The organism is Pseudoalteromonas sp. SK18, from assembly GCF_001974855.1.
Classification (GTDB): domain Bacteria; phylum Pseudomonadota; class Gammaproteobacteria; order Enterobacterales; family Alteromonadaceae; genus Pseudoalteromonas.
The window spans coordinates 31,557-47,866 of record NZ_MTQB01000022.1 but is presented as its reverse complement, the minus strand read 5'-3'; the positions used below and the strand labels follow the sequence as shown (position 1 = coordinate 47,866).

Here is a 16,310-nt window from a genome sequence, read left to right as displayed (position 1 = left end):
ATTTAGAGGTAGCTAATACTTTGATGTAATTAGTATTAATAATACGGGTACATAATGAAAATAATCATACTCGGTGCTGGGCAAGTTGGCGGCACACTCGCAGAAAACTTAGTGGGTGAACAAAACGAAATAACCGTAGTTGATATCGACGGTAACCGCTTGCGCGAGCTACAAGATAAATACGATTTACAAGGTGTTGCAGGCCATGGCGCTCACCCTGACGTGCTAAGTCGCGCAGGGGCTGAGGATGCCGATATGATTATCGCGGTGACCAGCTCAGATGAAGTGAACATGGTAGCATGCCAAGTTGCCTACAGTATTTTTAATACACCAACCAAAATAGCCCGTATTCGCTCTGAGCAATATTTAAAATACCGCGAAAAACTCTTTCATAATGATGACTTACCTGTCGATCATTACATTGCCCCAGAAGCACTCGTAACTAAATATATTCGCCGTTTAATAGATTACCCCGGTGCATTACAAGTGCTACAATTTGCCGACGGCATGCTCTCTTTAGTGGCGGTAAAAGCCTACTATGGCGGTTTATTGGTAGGCTATGCCCTATCTACACTTAAACAACATATTCCTAATGTTGAAACCCGGGTAGCTGCTATTTACCGTCAAGGCAAAGCAATAAAACCATTAGGCACCACAGTAATAGAAGCCGACGATGAAGTATTTTTTATTGCCGCTACTAAACACATTCGTGCGGTAATGAACGAGCTACAAAAACTGGAACGCTCGTACAAAAAAATTATGATAGCCGGTGGGGGTAACATTGGTGCTGGCCTTGCCCGTTCACTAGAAAGAAACCACAGCGTTAAATTATTAGAACGCAGTAAAGAACGCGCAGAGCAACTCTCTGAAATGCTCGACAACACCGTGGTATTTTGTGGTGATGCGTCCGATCAGGAGCTGCTCTCAGAAGAACACATAGAACAGGTTGATGTGTTCATTGCCGTTACCAACGACGATGAAGTAAATATAATGTCGGCCATGCTAGCAAAACGCATGGGGGCACAAAAAACCATGGTGCTTATTCAACGAGGTGCCTATGTTGATTTAGTGCAAGGCGGTGAAATTGATATTGCCATTTCACCACAACAAGCGACTATTTCTGCGTTACTTACACACGTGCGCCGTGGTGATATTGTAAACGTGTACTCATTGCGTAAAGGGGCTGCAGAAGCCATAGAAGCAGTGGCCCATGGTGATGAAAATACATCTAAAGTAGTGGGTCGCGCGATTGCTGATATTAAATTGCCAGCAGGCACCACAATAGGTGCAATTGTACGTAATGACGATGTACTGATTGCCCACGATGACACGATAATTCTATCAGGCGATCATGTAATTATGTTCTTAATTGATAAGAAGCACATTAACGTGGTTGAAAAGTTATTCCAAGTTAGCGCTATTTTTCTATAATTAAACTGCTTGAGTTAAGTAATCAACAAGCACAAAAAAAGCCGCTGACTATTAAGCGGCTTTAGTGGAGTATGATGGGGTAATACTTATTGTACTTTTGCAAACTCTTCTTTAGAAAGCTCACCATTTCCGTCAGTATCTAAGTCATCAAAAATATTCATTAGTTGTTTATTTGCAGCCGCTTCCTGCTGGCTAATTACACCGTCGCCATTACTATCAAAAGAGGCAAAGTCTACTGCTGCGTATGCCGCTGATGATGACGCTAATACTAAAATCGCAAGTGTTGTATTTAATGCTTTCATAATAAGTCTCCTTAAAGAGGGAAATCCTTTTCTGAGATCCCTGTGCAATGAAAAAAGTTAAAAATTAAAAGTTTGCAAACTCAGCTTTAGAAAGCTCACCATTGCCGTCAGTATCAAGCTCAGTAAATGCGGCGGTTAAATCAGCGTTTACAGCAGCTTCGCTTTGACTAATAACCCCATTACCGTCGGCATCAAGTGTGTCAAAGTCGCTAGCGGCAAAGGCTGCTGATGAAGAAGCTAGCGCGATAAGTGCGAATGTTTTGTGTAATGTTTTCATAATTTAATCCTTCAAAATGTAATGCTTTGTGCTATTGGAAATGTCAGGCTATAACCGTCCTTGTCATTCTTTTTCATAGGCTCCCTTGCCTACTTAGGTTGTCTTTGGCAACTCAGAATATGCCTAGCCTTAGCTTATGCTTTAGAAAATTCTGCTTTTGATAGCTCACCGTTTTGGTCTGTATCAAGCTCTGAGAACATGCTCATTAGCTTTGCATCAACTGATGCTTCACTTTGGCTAATAGCGCCGTTACCGTCGGTATCAAGCGTGTCGAAGTCGCTGGCAGCAAAGGCAGCTGATGAAGAAGCTAATGCGATAAGTGCGAATGTTTTGTGTAATGTTTTCATAATGAGTATTCCTTAAAATCGTTTAAATAATGTGGGAGGTTAAGCTCCCAAAACGTTAATTGCTTAAGATTATGCTTTAGAAAATTCTTCTTTTGATAACTCACCGTTTTGGTCAGTATCAAGCTCAGAAAACATGCTCATTAGCTTTGCATCTACTGATGCTTCGCTTTGACTGATTGCGCCGTTGCCGTCAACGTCTAGCGTGTCAAAGTCGCTTGCTGCAAAAGCCGCTGATGAAGAAGCTAATGCGATAAGTGCTAAAGTTTTATTAATGCTTTTCATAATCAATCTTCCTTCAAAGTTTATGTTTTGTGCGATTAAGTTTTTTACTTTAAATCACGTTTCGTTCAATACAGCCTGACTATTACAACTTCGATGCCAATAATATAAAAACCATAATTTTCAATAAATTAACCTGCACCTAGCTGAAAATGGCGCTACTCAACTCGTTATTTTGTTGCTTTTTAGCAACAGTAGATGAGGCAATAAAATTAAAACATTAAAAATCAGTGAGTTGAGTTTAAGGAAAACACCACACAGTCGATTAGCAACCGCTAAAAAAGAGGATTAATTAAACAAAAAGAAAGGTGAGTTGAGATTTATTTTGTTATAAATAAAAAACTACAATTAAAAAATAGATTTAAGTTACTGTTTTTAAATGGTTTAAAAAATAAATTTTACATAGCGTTTAAAACAAACAGCCGCACAAGGCTATTTGTTGCAAAATGACGAAATCATGAAATCGCAGGAGCCTGCTGATATTTATATTAGAAGCTTGTTCAACTTGATAACAGACCCTAAGCTATTTCAACTTCAAGCGCGCTTGGGTCAATGAAGTGATCCCCCATTAGTGTTTTCATTTGCTCTTCACTGGCAAATAATCGAATTCCGCAACAGATACCGTTAGCATGTTTTTTTACACTGCAGATTTGCCCCTCATGCTGAGTCTCGCCATCAAATACAACCGTACAGCGCATATCTTTTAGCTCATCGAGTTCTTGAGTAGTTTTAATATCAAACATAACACCGGTGAGCGAAATGTCTTTTATCACCCCCTCAAAAGGCGGTTGCTCTTCGGTTAATTTTAACTTAGCAGGAAACAATGTGGGTATGCGTGCTTGTGAGCGAAGCGCAAACAACTGTACTTGTGAAGGGTATTGAATAAACAACAATTTAGCTGGATGAGAGGCTACAGACATAAGTTGCTGACGAAACGCAATGATGTGCCCACCACTGCCCTCTATAAGCGCCCTTACCACCACCATAACCCCATCTCGCAAGTAATCACTTGCCATGGGGAGTCGCTTAGCGCTGGGATAGTTTAAAATAATAAATTTGTTTTCTAATAAACCAATAAACTCCGTTTTTACACGTCGGCTACTGGTTGGCGTGAGTATTTCTACATCGACTATGCCACCTGTGACGATTTGGTTTAACTTTTCCAAATTGGTTTTTTGCATAGTTCCTTCCTAATATTTAAAACCTTATCCACGCCAAAATGTTGGGGTAAATAGCACTAATAATGTAAATATCTCTAACCGGCCGAATACCATAGCTACTGTTAATATCCATTTAGCGGCATCACTAATCGCACCATAATGAGAGGCTACGTCACCCAAACCTGGGCCCAAGTTATTAAGGCAGGCTGCTGTCGCAGAGAATGCGGTAATGTTGTCTAACCCTGTGCCCATTAACGCTAACATTATAATAATAAAGACTAGTGCATAAGCTGAGAAAAAGCCCCATACCGCTTCAACTACTTTGTCGGGTAAGGCTTTACGCCCGAGCTTTATTGAGTATATAGCTCGGGGATGGACCAAGCGGTTAAGCTCGCGCACCCCTTGCAAATACAACAAAAACACACGAACAACTTTCATACCACCACCGGTAGAACCCGCACAGCCGCCAATAAAGCTCGAAAAAATAAGTAAAATAGGTAAAAACAACGGCCAAGCTGAAAAGTTATCTGTGGCAAACCCTGCAGTACTACTAATAGACACCGCTTGAAACAACGCCTGATCGAGAGTTTCATCACCATTTGCATAAACATCATGAGACGAAAGCACAGTAAAGCAAATTACCACCAGCGCGAGCTGAATACACAAGAATACTTTAAATTCAGGGTCGCGAATGTACACACTAATATTACGACTCGCTACAGCGGCATAATGTAGTGAAAAGTTAATGGCGGCTATAATTAAAAAGAACACACAAATAAAGTTAATTACAGGGCTATCAAAATGCCCCATAGACGCGTCATAAGTAGAAAAACCACCAATAGCAACCGTAGAAAAGGCATGGCATATGGCGTCAAACCAGTTCATGCCAGCGCTCCAATACGCCAAGGTACACGCAAGTGTAATAGATACGTAAATATACCAAAGGTGTTTAGCGGTGTCGGCTATACGCGGGGTCATTTTGGAGTCTTTTACTGGGCCTGGAATTTCAGCGCGATACAACTGCATCCCACCCACGCCAAGCATTGGCAGTATGGCTACTGCTAATACAATGATCCCCATTCCACCAAACCACTGTAATTGTTGGCGATAAAATAATACCGATTTAGGCAAGTACTCAATGCCAGTTAATACGGTCGCCCCTGTGGTAGTTAAGCCTGAGAAAGCTTCAAACACCGCATCGGCCAAAGAGAGGTTGGGTTCTTGTAAAAATATCAGCGGTAATGATGCAAATGCCCCTAGCACCAGCCAAAACAAAACCACTATTAAAAAGCCTTCCCGTGCTTTTAAATCACCATGCTCATGCCTATTTGGGTAGTAAGCCATTAAGCCAATAATAACGCTAAATATAAAGGCTAAAACAAACGGCACCCCTCCACCATCTTTATAAATTAAAGACACGAGTGCTGGTGGCACCATTGTAATACTAAATAGCGCGACCAGTTGGCCAAGAATTTTTATGATGGTACGAAATTGCATTGAGCGTATCGCTTTTTTATTAGTAAATTAAAATAACTACTGTATGACTCGAAAATTTAATCTTTACTGATTAAATGGGATGGATGTAAGACTATTACTCTTTGATTGTTAACTCAACTGCGCCGTGGCTTAAATCAAAAATATCTTTGCATGCTTGTTGTGCTTGGCGGCTATCAATAGTAATACTCCACTCAATATTTGCCGTAAACTGCTTTTCAATATTAAGTACCTGAAAGTTGGTTTTTAAGTGCTGCTCTATTGCGCCTTGCATACTGTATTCACTAAAGCCAACCAGCTCAATACTGGGTACTTTTACCACGGTTTGTAATTTTGCTAAGGCATTATTAAGCGAGCCACCATAAGCACGAACTAATCCACCAGTGCCAAGCTTTATCCCACCAAAATACCGTGTTACCACAGCGGTTACTTCACCTAGGCCAGAGCCCACCAGCACGTTGAGCATAGGTTTACCAGCGGTGCCATTTGGCTCTCCATCGTCAGAAAAACCATAAACATGGCTTCCGCCAGGATTGCCCGCAACATGCGCCCAACAATTATGGCGTGCATCACTGTATTTTTCTTCAATATTTTTAATAAAGGCTTTGGCTGAGTTTAAATCGGGCGTGTGGCCTATATGCACAATAAAGGTACTTTTTTTAATTTCTTCTTGATGAAAAACATCGTCGGCTGGGTATTTATATTCTGACATAGCGCTTACTTGGCTGTTAAATTAAAAATGGGGCCAACAGGCCCCTTTCATGAATAATATAAACTGTTATTAGTTAAATATTAGTCGAGTAATAAATCACGTGTCATATTCTCTAGGCTGTCTTCGTGAACAATAATATTATCTTCAATACGAATGCCGCCAAATGGTTTAAACGCTTCTACTTTTTCCCAGTTAATAAACTGCTTGTTGTCTGTTTGTGCTAAATCACCCAACAAAGAGTCAATAAAGTACAAACCTGGTTCAATAGTAAACACTTGGTTTTTCTCAATTAAGCGAGTGCAGCGTAAAAATGGATGACCTTCTGGTGGTGCCTGATGTGCACCAGTTTCATCACGCATAAAGCCACCTACATCATGTACCTGTGCACCTAAGTGATGCCCTAAGCCATGAGGGAAGAAGGTTGAGGTGATTTGACGCTCAACAATTTCCGCAGCCGGTAGTTTAACAATATCAAAATCACTTAATAACTGAGCAATACGATTATGACAATCAATATGCAGCTCGCCATACAGTACACCTGGTTTTAAGCTTTTGCCTAACTCAATTTGATGCGCCGTCATTGCTTTAACTAGATCAGCAAACTCGCCTTGCTTTTTAAAGTCGTAGGTACGAGTAATATCTGCAGCGTAACCATTAAAGTTAGCGCCCGCATCAATTAAAAATGAGTTATGTGTTTGCGGTGCTTTTGGCTCAAAATGCGTGTAATGCAAAATAGCGCAATTTTCGTTAAGGGCCACAATGTTGCCATACGGCATTTCATTTTCGCTTTGACGCGTTGCCATTAAGTACGCTTGCTGAATATCAAACTCGCTACCACCATTAAAAAACGCATCACGCGCCGCTTTGTGGCCATCTACTGCAATACGGTTCGCATTACGTAAACACTCAAGTTCATATTGCGTTTTATAAGCTCGGTGATAATGAATGTAGTTAAGTACTGGCTCAGGATTCATAATGCTAAAACCAAGTGCTTGTGCTACTTCTAGGTATTCACCTATGTAAGCAAATTTAGCTTTGTCATAAGGAAGTAGCTTTTCAACCTGATCAGGTTGTAATAACAATTCAATATCGAAGTACTCAGCCCAAAAATCTCTAGGCTCATCAGGTACTTTATGCCAAAAATCAATTGGACGATAAAAAATAAGCTTTGGCTTATCACTGCCATTTACCACAATCCAGCAATGCGGATTATCAATAACCGGTAACCACGCTTTAAAATGAGGGTTAACTTTAAATGGGTAATACATATCATCTAAAAATTGGCGCTTAGCTTGGCCTGAATGAATGACTAATCCTTCTAACCCTTCTTGCTCACAAATAGTACGTGTACGCTGCTGCAATGTTGCAATATGTTCGGCGTATAATACGGCTAATTTTTCCATAATAAACCCATCTGTTAAATTTAACTTACTTTGAGTCTACCACTTATACACAAAGCGCTCAAAAAAGAGGGATAGTTACTGTGTAAATATCCCTCTGCTGTTGTAGATTTATTTTTACTACCCGCCCATGGTCATTTCTAATAGCGGCGCGAGTAAATTACCTTCTCGGCCAAGGCGAGTATGATAAACCTGCCGATACGCAAATACATTTTTTACGTAATCTCGAGTTTCTCTATATGGAATAAGCTCAACCCATAGCTCTGCAGGCATTGCTTCTTCTGGTAACCAACGTTTAATCCGATGATACCCAGCATTATAAGATGCTGTTGCCAATACCTCATTACCGTGATTTTTCTTTTTTAAATACTGTAAATAACGGGTACCAAGTCGAATATTGGTTTTTGGCTGATACAACCGACGGCTAGATACATCGCCTTTGTTAATGTATTTTGCGGTGCTTGGTAATAGCTGCATTAACCCACGCGCATTTGCATGAGAACGGGCATCGGGTGCAAATGAACTTTCTCGGCGCGCAATGGCGATACTCCAGGTTAAATCTATTTTGCTACGCTTACTGTAACGCTCAAACATGTCTTGAAACGCAAATGGAAAACGCAAATCAACATAATCCCATGCTTTTATTTTTGCTAGTGTAAATATTGTACTATCAAACCAATCAAGCTCTGCCGCGAGTACTGATGCTGCCAGTTTTTCATCATCTTCGGAGGTATTAGTTAAATAATTCCACTCACGTCGAGCCGCAGTAAATCGCTCAAGCTCATACAACGCCTTGGCACGCTTAAAGCCTGGCGCATTACTTACTCTCCTTACTAAAGCTTGATTTACATTGACCGGCAACTCATTTAAATCAACCGGTAACCCTAAACGGGCGGCGGCTAAAAAGCCGTAATAATCTCGGTTAGCGGCTACTTTAGTCCAAATTGCCTTGGCTTTTTCATGTTCTGCGCGTTTGTCATAACTATAAGCTAGCCAATACTGCTGCCCTAAACTGAGGTTTTGCTTGCCAGTAAAAAATGCCGCAATGCCTTCCCAATCTTGCGTTTTTAACATATTGGCTAGCTGCCATTGCATTAATTTACGATCTTGACGCTCTTTAGGGACTTTATTTAAATAAAAGCTCGCCTGACTATGACCGCTCGACGCCAACGACAGCGCAAAGGTATAATATACGTCTGCTTTTTCATCATCAGCGAAGTTAAACATGCCTTCAATTTTTTGCCACGCTTTTAAGGCCAACTCTTTATCACGCCAAATTAAGCGTTTAATACCATAAAGCGCTATTTCCCCTTCTTTGGCTGTTTTACGTTTATAGCGGTAAAGGCCTGCAGCTGCACTGGGGTCGCGCCTTACCTTGGAATATAAATCAGCTAAATAACGCTCCTTGGCTGGCAATAAGGTCTTTAAATAAGGCAATAAACGATAAGACCCCCCTTGTGCCGCTAAAGTGACACGCTGCCACACGACATCTGGGGTTAAATAACCATTTTGTCGCCAGCGCTTAAAAAGCCCGTCACATTCACTGGGCTGCGACTCGCCAACCGTCCAAATATCGGTTACCTGCGAGAGTATTGCTTTTTTAGGCGCTCCTAAATCAAGCTGATAAGTAAGGTGGGTACAACTGAGCTCAGTATCGGAGGTTTCACGGTAATTTTTAATAAACGCTGCTTTTTTATTTCTGCGCTTTAAATAATTTAACCATGTTTTTCGTACTGGCCACTCTAATGGCGTGTGCTCATAAATAGTGAGGAAATTTTCTATTTCTGTTTGATGCTTTAAACTGGGGTAACGCTGCCAAAAGGCTTTTTCTACATAGGGCTTAAGCGGATGAGACAATGAGTCTACCGCTTGTTTAAAGCTATTGTAATCGCCATAGCGCGCTTGTTTTTCTGCATCTAAAAATGCATCAAGTTCGCTATTTGCGTTGGCAGAGGGAAAAGAGAAAAACAGAGTCGCTGCCGCTACGCTTAATAAATATTTTTTCATAATGTCCTTTAGGGCATAGTAACCTTCAAGGCTGACAAGGGTGAGGCTATGGGTAAATAAAAAACAGCGCAGGCACTGTAACTCTATTTACATTGATAAAACCCAAGCTATAAACACCAAGACAGCGCAATAAAATGAATAAAGAAAACTTTCAAACCCACCTTAGCACCAAACCAGCTATATTTTAACCAGACGTTTGTAACCAAGATAAATTTTTCGTTGCATTTTTAATTTAAAGCAAGCACACTGGTCTGAATATGAACTCATCGTACCAGTCTTAGTTCATCAACTAGGGAGAATAATAATGTTATATAAAAGCGATTCCTTTGAAGTTAGCTTCGTGAAGGAAAACATCGCCGAGTTTAAGTTTTGTGCTACAGGTTCTGTAAACACATTATCTCAACAAACTCTTTCAGATTGCGCGGCAGCATTAAAAGAATTAGCCGCTAACACTGATATTAAAGGCATGATTTTTACCAGTGATAAAGACCACTTTATTATTGGTGCCGATATCTTCGAATTTTTACCTACTTTTACTAAGCCTGAAGCAGAATTAGTAACGTGGATCAAAGATGCAACTGACGTTTTTGATGCAATTGAAGACTTACCATTCCCAACACTCAGTGTTGTAAACGGCTTGGCGCTTGGCGGCGGCTGTGAGTGGGCACTTGCTACCGATTATCGTGTTGCAAGTGACTCAGCAAAAATGGGCTTACCAGAAGTTAAATTAGGCATAATGCCTGGTTTTGGCGGTACAGTACGCCTTCCGCGCATTATTGGTGCCGATAACGCGATGATGTGGATCACCACAGGTAACGAAAATCGCGCTGCTGACGCCCTTAAAGTAGGTGCATTTGACGCGGTAGTTAGTGCCAACAAACTACAAGAGTCAAGTTTAGCAACACTAGAATTAGCGATTGCTGGCAAGCTAGATTGGCAAGCAAAACGCGCTGTAAAATTACAACCGCTTAAATTAAACCGTGTTGAGCAAGGCATGAGCTTTGCAATGGCAGAAGGTATGGTAATGGGTAAAACCAAAGGCCACTATCCTGCTCCAGTTATGGCAGTTCGCACTATTAAAGCAGCAGCAAACAGCTCACGCGCCGAAGCAATGGCAATTGAAAATGCCAACTTTGCAAAACTAGCACGTACTAGTGAAGCTGCTGCTCAAACAGGTATCTTTTTAGCAGATCAATACATTAAAGGTAAAGCACGTAAATTTGCTAAACACAGCGATGTAGAAATTAAACAAGCGGCAGTATTAGGCGCAGGTATTATGGGTGGCGGTATTGCATACCAGTCTGCTTATAAAGGCACACCAATCATAATGAAAGACATCCAACAGGATGCGCTAGATTTAGGTATGGGTGAAGCATCTAAACTATTAGGTGCAAAAGTGAAGCGCGGCCACATGCCAATGGAAAAAATGCTAGCAACGCTTAGCAAAATCAAGCCAACGCTTAACGATGCAGACCTACAAAACGCCAACATTATTGTTGAAGCCGTAGTAGAAAACCCTAAAGTGAAGCAAGCCGTACTTGCTGATCTTGAAAAGAATATGCCAGAAGGCACGGTACTGACGTCAAACACATCGACTATTTGTATCGACCTACTTGCAGAAGCGCTTGAAAAGCCAGAAAACTTCTGTGGTATGCACTTTTTCAACCCAGTACCAAAAATGCCATTAGTTGAAATTATCCGTGGTGCAAAAACCTCAGATAAAACGATTAATGCCGTGGTTGATTATGCCCTCAAACTAGGTAAATCACCGATTGTTGTTAACGATTGCCCAGGCTTTTTTGTAAACCGTGTTTTATTCCCTTACTTTGCTGGATTTAGCAAATTAGTGGTTGAAGGCGCTAACTTTGCAAAAGTAGATAAAGTAATGGAAAACGTATTTGGCTGGCCAATGGGCCCAGCGTACCTACTTGATGTTGTAGGTATTGATACGGCTTATCATTGTACTGGCGTAATGGCAGATGGTTTCCCTGAGCGTATGGCACGTGCAGATAAAGACCCAGTGACTGTTTTTGCTAACGAAAAACGTTTTGGTCAAAAGAACAAAGCAGGTTTCTACAAGTACGAAACAGATCGTCGCGGTCGTCTTAAAAAATCACATGACCAAACAGCGATTGAACTACTTGCACCAATTACAGACGCACCAAAAGAATTTGATAAACAAGAAATCATTGACCGTTGTATGATCCCAATGATCAACGAAGTGCTACTTTGTTTACAAGAAGGCATTGTGGCTTCTCCTCAAGAAGCTGATATGGCACTTGTATACGGTGTTGGTTTCCCTCCATTTAGAGGCGGCGCGTTCCGTTACTTAGATCAAACAGGTTTAGCTAACTTTGTAGCAACTGCTGACAAATACGCTCACCTAGGTGCGATTTACCAAGTATCAGAGCAAACTCGCAAGTGGGCTGAAGAAGGCCGTGTTTTCTATAAGGTGGAAGGTTAATATCATGAATAATCCAGTAATTGTAGATTGTATCCGCACACCAATGGGTCGCTCAAAGGGCGGCGTATTCAAGCACAAACGTGCGGAAGACTTAAGCGCTCATTTAATGAAAGGCTTATTAGAACGTAATCCGGCAGTTGACCCTGCGTCAATTGACGATATTTATTGGGGCTGTGTACAGCAAACATTAGAGCAAGGCTTTAACGTTGCACGTAACGCATCTCTACTTGCGGGCATTCCACATTCAGTGCCAGCAACCACAGTTAACCGTTTATGTGGCTCATCAATGCAAGCATTGCATGACGCTGCTCGCGCAATTATGACTGGCGCTGGCGACACATACCTAATTGGTGGTGTTGAGCACATGGGTCACGTACCTATGACTCACGGTAACGACTTTCACCCTGGCCTAGCTACATCAATTGCACAAGCATCTGGCTCTATGGGTTTAACCGCTGAGTACCTTGCAACACTTCACGGTATTAGCCGTGAGCAACAAGATGAATTTGCTTACCGCTCGCATCAACGTGCACATGCTGCAACAGTTGAAGGCCGTTTCCGCCGCGAAATTTTAGCAATGGAAGGTCACGATGCTGACGGTTCACTTATTCTTGTTGAAGATGATGAAGTAATTCGTCCAGAAACAACGGTTGAAGGTTTATCGCAGCTGCGTCCAGTATTTAACCCTGCTACGGGTTCTGTTACTGCGGGTACATCTTCTGCACTTTCTGACGGCGCATCAGCTATGTTAGTAATGAGCGAAGAAAAAGCAAAAGAATTGGGCTTACCAATTCGTGCACGTATTCGCGCTATGGCTGTTGCCGGTTGCGATCCATCAATCATGGGTTACGGCCCAGTACCTGCAAGTAAAAAAGCATTAGCACAAGCCGGTATTACCATTGATGACATTGACGTAGCTGAGCTAAACGAAGCATTCGCAGCACAATCACTACCTGTGCTTAAAGACTTAGGCTTAGCTGATGTAGTTGACGAAAAAGTTAACTTGAATGGCGGCGCTATTGCACTTGGTCACCCTCTGGGTTGTTCGGGTTCACGTATTAGCACCTCGCTTATTCACTTAATGGAAGACAAAAACGCAAAATACGGTTTAGCAACTATGTGTATTGGTTTAGGCCAAGGCATTGCCACTGTATTTGAACGTGTTCAAGACTAATTAGTATTGAATATGTAAAACCATCTTGGTGATTAAAAGGCGAACTAGCGCAAGTTAGTTCGCCTTTTTTATGCCACCCGCTTTTGCAGGTTTAAAATGAATAATGTGATCGGGTGCATTAAACTTATTTCAGATTATCTATTAATAAGTTGGGCTGTTTTGTTATACGTAAAATAGTTAACCAACAGCTTTATTTACGCTAAACTACCCGACCTAACCAAGCCGCGACTATTTTTACAGGTAATTTTTTATGAGCTTTGATAACCCCGATCACCAATTAGATGCCATCGGCCTTCGCTGCCCAGAGCCTGTGATGATGGTACGCGCTGCTATTCGTAAAATGAGCGATGGTGAAACACTGCTTATTATTGCCGACGACCCTTCAACCACCCGCGACATCCCCAGCTTTTGTACTTTTATGGATCACACGCTAGTGGCTAAAGAAGTTGAAGAATCACCGTATAGATATGTGGTGAAGAAAGGGCTGTAATCAGCTATCAGCTATCAGCTATCAGCTATCAGCTATCAGCTATCAGCTATCAGCTATCAGCTATCAGCTATCAGCTATCAGCTATCAGCTAAAAATTAAAAAACCGTGTTTGTTAAATCAAGCACGGTTTTTTATTTTATATTTAAGCTAACGACTGACTGCTTATAGCTTACAGCTCTTACTTTTTAGTTATCGTTACTTGCGGCTTATCGTAGTCACTAAAATCAATGCTGACTATGTACGACCCTTTGATTGCGGGTGTGTAGCTAAAGTAATTATAAATGGTATTACAATCGGCGCGCGTTGATTGGCCAAGTGTTAGGCTTTGTCCTGATGGCTGTGAATCGCTGTAGCCACAGTTAAAACCTTCACTAAAATCTGCATCGGCTATTTTAAACTCGTACACTTTACCTGGGGTCGAAAATTTAACTTGGGCTTGGTAAAGCGCAGGGCCGACTTGTTTAAATTGATATTGAGGTTCTGCATCCCATAATGTGAAGTCCCCTCTTAAATAAATACTGCGATCCAATTCTTGCTGCGGCAACACATCGTTAATCGAAATTTGGCTGGTACAGGCGGTAAGTAAACCAGCCATTGCTAGCGTTAAAATTCGTTTTATGGAGATCATAATTTGTATCCTTTGTATACAGTGAATACTAAAAAGCCAGCATAATGCTGGCTTTTTAAATAGCTATAAGCTGTTATTTTTGTAATACAGAAATATCTGCAATTTCTAAAAATAGTCCACTAAGCTGGCTTAAAAGCGCAAGGCGGTTTTGCTTAACCGCTTCATCGTCGGCCATTACCATGACATTGTCAAAAAAGTTATCAACACTGTCACGAATGCCTGCTAATTGGCTTAATGCCTCTTGGTAGTTTCCATCGCTGTACAGTGGTGCTAAATCAGTGGCGAATTTTGCAACTTGCGAAGCCAATACTTTTTCTGCCTCATCACTTAATAAGCTCTGATCAACATCACCTTGCGTTGTAATGTTATTTTTAGCCAGAATATTACTTACACGCTTATTAGCCGCTGCAAGCGATTCTGCGGCGTCTAATGTTCGGAAATGACTTACGGCTTTAACTCGGCGATCGAAATCAACAGGCTTCGTTGGACGACGCGCCAGTACGGCTTGAATCACATCTACTTCAATGCCTTCGTCTTGATACCAAGCACGGAAACGCCCTAGCATAAAGTCAAACACATCCGTTGATACATTTAGGTTAGTCAGCTTTTCACCAAACAAGGTTTGTGATTTAGCAACCAGGTCTAAAATATCAAGTGGTAGCTGTTTTTCTACCATGATACGTAATGCACCAATGGCTGCACGACGAAGTGCAAATGGGTCTTTATCACCTTTTGGTGCTTGGCCTATGCCAAAAATACCCACCAGCGTATCAAACTTATCGGCAATGGCGACTGCACAACTGATCACATTAGTTGGTAAGTTATCACCTGCAAAACGTGGCATATATTGCTCGTTCTGTGCCACTGCGACTTCTTCTGCTTCACCATCGTGACGCGCGTAATGCATTCCCATTACACCTTGTACGTCGGTAAATTCCATTACCATTTCGGTCATTAAGTCTGTTTTACTTAATAAGCCTGCACGCGCTGCTAGCTCTTTGTCGGCACCAAGTTGCTCGGCAATGTAACCAGCTAGTTCACTAATACGCTGTGACTTGTCTTTAAGCGTACCAAGTTGCTTTTGAAACAATACGCTATCAAGCGACTCAAGTCGGCTTTCTAATGTTTTCTTTTTATCGGTTTCAAAGAAGAACTGCGCATCGGCTAAACGCGGGCGCACTACTTTTTCGTTACCAGAAATAACTACACTAGGATCTTTACTTTCGATGTTAGAGACAAACAAAAACTTATTTAAAAGCTTGCCGTCTTGATCTAATAACGGGAAGTATTTCTGATCGTCTTTCATGGTGTAAATAAGCGCTTCAGCAGGTACATCTAAAAATGCTTCTTCAAATGTGGCTGTTAACGTTACTGGCCATTCTACCAATGAAGTAACTTCTTCAAGTAAGTCTTCATCCATTGCAACAACGGCATTAACTGCTTTGGCTGCGTCTTCTATTTGCGCGCGAATCTGTGCTTTACGCTGTTCGTAGTCAGCAATAACGTAAGCTGATTTAAGTACCTCAAACACATCATCAGCATGATCAATGCTAATTTTTTCTGGGTGATGAAAACGATGACCTTGCAATTGATTACTCACTTGCTTACCAAGAATTTCACCTTCAACCAGTTCACTACCGAATAAAATAGTCACGGTATGCACAGGGCGAATAAATTGTGTTTTATTCGCACCCCAACGCATTGGTTTAGGGGTAGGTAACTTAGCGAGAGCTTTGCTTATAGCGTCGGTCATTAACGTTTTGGTTTCTTGCCCTGCTACTTTAGCAATGTGCAATAACCATGCGCCTTTATCTGTTTCTAGTGTTTGCGCATCTTTTACTTCAATCCCACAACCACGAGCCCAACCCATGGCTGCTTTAGTTGGGTTACCCTCTGCATCAAAAGCGGCTTTAGTTGCAGGGCCACGTTTTTCAACTTCTTTGTCTTGTTGTTTAGCGTCAAGTGCTTTTACTTGTAAACCTAAACGACGAGGCGATGCATACCAGCTCACACCTTGGTGACCTAGTTCTAGGCTTTCTAATTCTGCTGTTAAGTTTGCAGCAAAGGCTTCGGCTAATTTACGAAGTGCTTTTGGTGGCAACTCTTCGGTGCCAATTTCTACTAATAAATTTTCTGCTGACATGC

15 protein-coding genes are annotated in these 16,310 nt (G+C 41.5%); 4 read left to right on the top strand and 11 right to left on the bottom strand.

The window, feature by feature from the left end:
• Positions 1–54: 54 nt before the first annotated feature.
• On the top strand, positions 55–1,431 hold the full coding sequence (gene trkA, locus BW139_RS14620; RefSeq protein WP_008112933.1) for a Trk system potassium transporter TrkA: 1,377 nt from the start codon (positions 55–57) through the stop codon (positions 1,429–1,431).
• Between the two features lie 86 nt (positions 1,432–1,517).
• Here trkA and BW139_RS14615 read toward each other — a convergent pair whose 3' ends face one another.
• The 9 genes from BW139_RS14615 to BW139_RS14575 form a co-directional block, all read right to left on the bottom strand.
• Positions 1,518–1,733 (bottom strand): calmodulin, encoded by a 216-nt coding sequence (locus BW139_RS14615; RefSeq protein ID WP_008112935.1) that lies wholly within the window; start codon positions 1,731–1,733, stop codon positions 1,518–1,520.
• A 64-nt stretch (positions 1,734–1,797) separates the two neighbouring features.
• Positions 1,798–2,010: an EF-hand domain-containing protein gene (locus tag BW139_RS14610; RefSeq protein WP_008112937.1), complete on the bottom strand. Its 213-nt coding sequence runs from the start codon at positions 2,008–2,010 to the stop codon at positions 1,798–1,800.
• A 134-nt stretch (positions 2,011–2,144) separates the two neighbouring features.
• Positions 2,145–2,357, bottom strand: a complete 213-nt coding sequence (locus BW139_RS14605) for an EF-hand domain-containing protein (protein ID WP_008112939.1) — start codon at positions 2,355–2,357, stop codon at positions 2,145–2,147.
• Positions 2,358–2,426: 69 nt separating this feature from the next.
• Positions 2,427–2,639, bottom strand: a complete 213-nt coding sequence (locus tag BW139_RS14600) for an EF-hand domain-containing protein (protein WP_008112941.1) — start codon at positions 2,637–2,639, stop codon at positions 2,427–2,429.
• 515 nt (positions 2,640–3,154) lie between these two features.
• Positions 3,155–3,817 carry a flagellar brake protein gene (locus BW139_RS14595; RefSeq protein ID WP_008467073.1) on the bottom strand — a complete coding sequence of 221 codons (663 nt, stop codon included), beginning with the start codon at positions 3,815–3,817 and terminating at the stop codon, positions 3,155–3,157.
• A gap of 24 nt (positions 3,818–3,841) precedes the next feature.
• Positions 3,842–5,293 carry a TrkH family potassium uptake protein gene (locus tag BW139_RS14590; protein ID WP_008467072.1) on the bottom strand — a complete coding sequence of 484 codons (1,452 nt, stop codon included), beginning with the start codon at positions 5,291–5,293 and terminating at the stop codon, positions 3,842–3,844.
• Positions 5,294–5,387: 94 nt separating this feature from the next.
• Complete coding sequence (locus BW139_RS14585; protein WP_076920146.1) at positions 5,388–6,002, bottom strand: YigZ family protein; 615 nt, start codon at positions 6,000–6,002, stop codon at positions 5,388–5,390.
• An 80-nt stretch (positions 6,003–6,082) separates the two neighbouring features.
• Positions 6,083–7,405: a Xaa-Pro dipeptidase gene (gene pepQ / locus BW139_RS14580; RefSeq protein ID WP_076920145.1), complete on the bottom strand. Its 1,323-nt coding sequence runs from the start codon at positions 7,403–7,405 to the stop codon at positions 6,083–6,085.
• A gap of 117 nt (positions 7,406–7,522) precedes the next feature.
• On the bottom strand, positions 7,523–9,409 hold the full coding sequence (locus tag BW139_RS14575; protein ID WP_076920144.1) for a lytic transglycosylase domain-containing protein: 1,887 nt from the start codon (positions 9,407–9,409) through the stop codon (positions 7,523–7,525).
• A gap of 304 nt (positions 9,410–9,713) precedes the next feature.
• Here BW139_RS14575 and fadB point away from each other — a divergent pair, with 304 nt between their 5' ends.
• The 3 genes from fadB (at position 9,714) to tusA (ending at position 13,537) form a co-directional block, all read left to right on the top strand.
• On the top strand, positions 9,714–11,873 hold the full coding sequence (gene fadB / locus BW139_RS14570; RefSeq protein ID WP_076920143.1) for a fatty acid oxidation complex subunit alpha FadB: 2,160 nt from the start codon (positions 9,714–9,716) through the stop codon (positions 11,871–11,873).
• Between the two features lie 4 nt (positions 11,874–11,877).
• Positions 11,878–13,047 (top strand): acetyl-CoA C-acyltransferase FadA, encoded by a 1,170-nt coding sequence (gene fadA, locus BW139_RS14565; RefSeq protein ID WP_008112952.1) that lies wholly within the window; start codon positions 11,878–11,880, stop codon positions 13,045–13,047.
• 250 nt (positions 13,048–13,297) lie between these two features.
• On the top strand, positions 13,298–13,537 hold the full coding sequence (tusA, locus tag BW139_RS14560; RefSeq protein WP_008112953.1) for a sulfurtransferase TusA: 240 nt from the start codon (positions 13,298–13,300) through the stop codon (positions 13,535–13,537).
• A gap of 178 nt (positions 13,538–13,715) precedes the next feature.
• Here tusA and BW139_RS14555 read toward each other — a convergent pair whose 3' ends face one another.
• Positions 13,716–14,165, bottom strand: a complete 450-nt coding sequence (locus BW139_RS14555) for a hypothetical protein (protein ID WP_055013147.1) — start codon at positions 14,163–14,165, stop codon at positions 13,716–13,718.
• A gap of 73 nt (positions 14,166–14,238) precedes the next feature.
• The gene (gene glyS / locus BW139_RS14550) at positions 14,239–16,308 is read right to left on the bottom strand and encodes a glycine--tRNA ligase subunit beta (RefSeq protein ID WP_076920142.1); all 2,070 of its coding nucleotides are present in this window, start codon (positions 16,306–16,308) and stop codon (positions 14,239–14,241) included.
• Positions 16,309–16,310: the final 2 nt, after the last annotated feature.

Coding starts and splice junctions, on each gene's coding strand:
- pepQ (WP_076920145.1), bottom strand. CDS start 7,405: ATGGAAAAATTAGCCGTATTATACGCCGAACATATTGCAACATTGCAG.
- BW139_RS14585 (WP_076920146.1), bottom strand. CDS start 6,002: ATGTCAGAATATAAATACCCAGCCGACGATGTTTTTCATCAAGAAGAA.
- BW139_RS14590 (WP_008467072.1), bottom strand. CDS start 5,293: ATGCAATTTCGTACCATCATAAAAATTCTTGGCCAACTGGTCGCGCTA.
- BW139_RS14600 (WP_008112941.1), bottom strand. CDS start 2,639: ATGAAAAGCATTAATAAAACTTTAGCACTTATCGCATTAGCTTCTTCA.
- BW139_RS14595 (WP_008467073.1), bottom strand. CDS start 3,817: ATGCAAAAAACCAATTTGGAAAAGTTAAACCAAATCGTCACAGGTGGC.
- trkA (WP_008112933.1), top strand. CDS start 55: ATGAAAATAATCATACTCGGTGCTGGGCAAGTTGGCGGCACACTCGCA.
- tusA (WP_008112953.1), top strand. CDS start 13,298: ATGAGCTTTGATAACCCCGATCACCAATTAGATGCCATCGGCCTTCGC.
- BW139_RS14555 (WP_055013147.1), bottom strand. CDS start 14,165: ATGATCTCCATAAAACGAATTTTAACGCTAGCAATGGCTGGTTTACTT.
- BW139_RS14610 (WP_008112937.1), bottom strand. CDS start 2,010: ATGAAAACATTACACAAAACATTCGCACTTATCGCGCTAGCTTCTTCA.
- BW139_RS14605 (WP_008112939.1), bottom strand. CDS start 2,357: ATGAAAACATTACACAAAACATTCGCACTTATCGCATTAGCTTCTTCA.
- fadB (WP_076920143.1), top strand. CDS start 9,714: ATGTTATATAAAAGCGATTCCTTTGAAGTTAGCTTCGTGAAGGAAAAC.
- BW139_RS14615 (WP_008112935.1), bottom strand. CDS start 1,733: ATGAAAGCATTAAATACAACACTTGCGATTTTAGTATTAGCGTCATCA.
- fadA (WP_008112952.1), top strand. CDS start 11,878: ATGAATAATCCAGTAATTGTAGATTGTATCCGCACACCAATGGGTCGC.
- BW139_RS14575 (WP_076920144.1), bottom strand. CDS start 9,409: ATGAAAAAATATTTATTAAGCGTAGCGGCAGCGACTCTGTTTTTCTCT.
- glyS (WP_076920142.1), bottom strand. CDS start 16,308: ATGTCAGCAGAAAATTTATTAGTAGAAATTGGCACCGAAGAGTTGCCA.